Origin of the sequence: Actinophytocola sp. (genome assembly GCF_045807065.1) — a bacterium.
GTDB lineage: Bacteria > Actinomycetota > Actinomycetes > Mycobacteriales > Pseudonocardiaceae > Actinophytocola.
In genome coordinates this window covers 1-2,445 of the sequence record NZ_JBJMIE010000108.1, presented here as the reverse complement: position 1 = coordinate 2,445, position 2,445 = coordinate 1, and the positions used below count along the sequence as shown (strand labels likewise).

The following is a 2,445-nucleotide window of genomic DNA, read 5'->3' as shown; positions in this document are numbered from 1 at the left end:
CTCGTCCACCACCGCGACCTCGCCCCGCGGCGCGATGGCGAGCTGGAAGGCGGCATGGCTGTGCGCGGTGCTGGATTCCACCGGGCCCCGGTACACGGCGTGACCCGCGCCGATCGCGAAGTACGGCGTGGTCGGCCCGGTCATGTGCCCGAGGGGCCGGGCGCCCCGGCGAGCAGCCGCTGGTACTGGCCGGGGGTGAACCCGAGCGCGCGGCGGAAGTGCCGGTGCAGGTGGCTCTGGTCGGTGAACCCGGTCAGCGCGGCGGCCTCGGCCGCCGGGTGGCCGGCTTCGAGGAGCCGGCGGGCGCGCCGGACGCGGTGGGCGATCTGCAGTGCGTGCGGCGGCAGGCCGGTGCGGTCCCGGAAGAGCTTGACCAGTCGAAACTTCCCCATCCCGGCCACGGCGGCCAGCTCGTCCAGGCTGATGGCCCGCTCGGCGTGCTCGGCCAGGTAGTCGCAGGCGAGCCGCAATCCCGTGTCGCTCCCGGCGGCCGTGCTGGTCGGTGTCCCGGCGTGCCGGTCGACCACGGCGTGCAGCCAGGTGGCCAGTGCGCCGTCGCGTTCCAGACGGGTAGTGTCCGGGCGCTCCAGCAGCTCGTGCATGCGGACGAAGGCCCTGGCCAGCGCCGGATCGGTCAGCACCGGCGCGGGGAAGGCGACGTTGCCCAGCACGTCGGCCTCGACGACCATCAGTCGCGCCGACCACGGCTCGTCCGACTCGCCGGAGTGGGCGGCGGAGGGATCCCACGCGACGAGCTGCCCGGGCTGGACCACGTGGCGCTGCCCGCCGCGTGCGGCCCGCATCGGCCGTGCCGCGACGACACCGAAGACGTACTCGCCGCGCGGTTCGACGGCGTACCGGCTGGTGCGCCCGGCGAGCATCAGCACCCGGTCGGCCGGACGCCACAGCCGCACCTCACCCGTCATGGCAAGAACGTACAAGACGCGCTGCCTAGGGTCAGGGCATGTCGATCACCGCACACATCGTGGTCCAGGGCGCCGAGGCCGCCGCCGCGTTCTACCGGGAGGCCTTCGGGGCCGAGGAGGTCAGCCGGGTACCCACGCCCGACGGCCGGCTGATGTCCGTCGAGCTGCGCGTCGGCTCCGCCGCGCTGCACCTCGCGGACGAGTTCCCGGAGATGGGCGTGCTCGCGCCGCCCTCGATCGGCGGCACCGCCGTGGTCCTGCAGCTCGACGTCGCCGACGCCGACGCCGTGTTCGCGCGGGCGGTGGCGGCCGGCGCGCAGGCACGCGGCCCGGTGGCCGACACGTTCTGGGGCACCCGCCACGGGCAGCTCGTCGACCCGTTCGGCCATCGGTGGAACATCAGCCAGCACCTGCGGGACGTGCCGCACGAGGAGGTCGTGGCCGCCGCGGCACAGGTGTTCTCCTGAGCCCTCAGCCGGGTGGCGGCGCGAGGTTGAGGTTGCCGGACCGGAACGGCGCGACCTCCACCGGCACGTCGGTGAAGCCGGACTCCGCCAGGGTCTGCCGCAACGCCGGGAGCGCGGCCACGACCGCGGCGAGCGGCGCGTCCACCTCGACCCGGACGGCGGTGTCGAGGTCACGCACCCGCAGGTCGGTGGTCGCCAGCCCGGCGCCGGCCAGCAGGGCACGCACGGCGGTCTCCGCGCGGTCGACGCGGGCCAGCCGGTACGGGGTGATCGCCAACCCGTACCGCACGCGGCTCGCCAGGCACGGCGTCGCCGGCTTGGTCGCGGTCGGCAGGTGCCACTCGCGGCTGATCGCCCGGACCGCGTCCTTGGTCAGGCCCGCGTCGCGCAGCGGGGTGCGCACGCCGCGCTCGGCGCCGGCGCGGATGCCGGGGCGGAACGGGTCGGCGGCGTCGTCGGCGTTGGTGCCGGTGGCGACCGTGGCGAGGCCCTGTGCCGCCGCGATCGCGGTGATCGCCGTGAGGACGGTCGACTTGCAGAAGTAGCAGCGGTCGCGGCCGTTCGCGCGGTAGCCGGCACTCGCCAGCTCGTGGGTGCGCGGGGTCAGGTGACGCACGCCCAGCTCCGCCGCCAGCGCCGACGCGGGTGCCAGCTCGGCCGCCGGCAGGCTCTCCGACACCGCGGTCACCGCCAGCACCCGGTCGGCACCCAGCGCGCGGACCGCCGCGGCCAGCACGAGTGCCGAGTCGGCACCGCCCGAGTACGCGACGGCCACCGAGCCGTAGGCCGCGACCTCCGCCAGGAGCCGTGCCGCGGTCATCGCAGGCCGCCGAGTGCCCGGGCCGCGACCTCGCGGAGCGGCACCCCGAGCCGGGCCGCCGCCGCGGCCACGTCGTCGTGTTCCGGTTTCGCCCCGTGGGGGCCGATCTTCACCCGGACCGGGTGGCCGTCGACGTGCACGGTCTCGAACCGGCGGGGCAGCACGTCACGGTCCACCGTGGTTCGACGCAGCCCGAGCGACCCGGTTTCCGCCAGTACCAACGCGGCCAGCT

General features: G+C 75.7%; 4 protein-coding genes. 1 reads left to right on the top strand and 3 read right to left on the bottom strand.

Annotated features, from left to right (window positions below; translation table 11 throughout):
- Window positions 1-140: 140 nt before the first annotated feature.
- Window positions 141-926, bottom strand: a complete 786-nt coding sequence (locus ACJ73U_RS06410) for a helix-turn-helix domain-containing protein (RefSeq protein WP_407776593.1) — start codon at window positions 924-926, stop codon at window positions 141-143.
- 38 nt (window positions 927-964) lie between these two features.
- Between ACJ73U_RS06410 and ACJ73U_RS06405 the strand changes: the two genes are divergently transcribed.
- Window positions 965-1,393 carry a VOC family protein gene (locus ACJ73U_RS06405; RefSeq protein WP_407776592.1) on the top strand — a complete coding sequence of 143 codons (429 nt, stop codon included), beginning with the start codon at window positions 965-967 and terminating at the stop codon, window positions 1,391-1,393.
- Window positions 1,394-1,397: 4 nt separating this feature from the next.
- Here the strand turns inward: ACJ73U_RS06405 and larE are convergent, their stop codons facing one another.
- On the bottom strand, window positions 1,398-2,213 hold the full coding sequence (larE, locus tag ACJ73U_RS06400; RefSeq protein ID WP_407776591.1) for an ATP-dependent sacrificial sulfur transferase LarE: 816 nt from the start codon (window positions 2,211-2,213) through the stop codon (window positions 1,398-1,400).
- Window positions 2,210-2,445 (bottom strand): nickel insertion protein (gene larC / locus ACJ73U_RS06395; RefSeq protein WP_407776590.1); only part of this gene is annotated, 236 nt, incomplete at its 5' end. The genes larE and larC, both read right to left, overlap by 4 nt.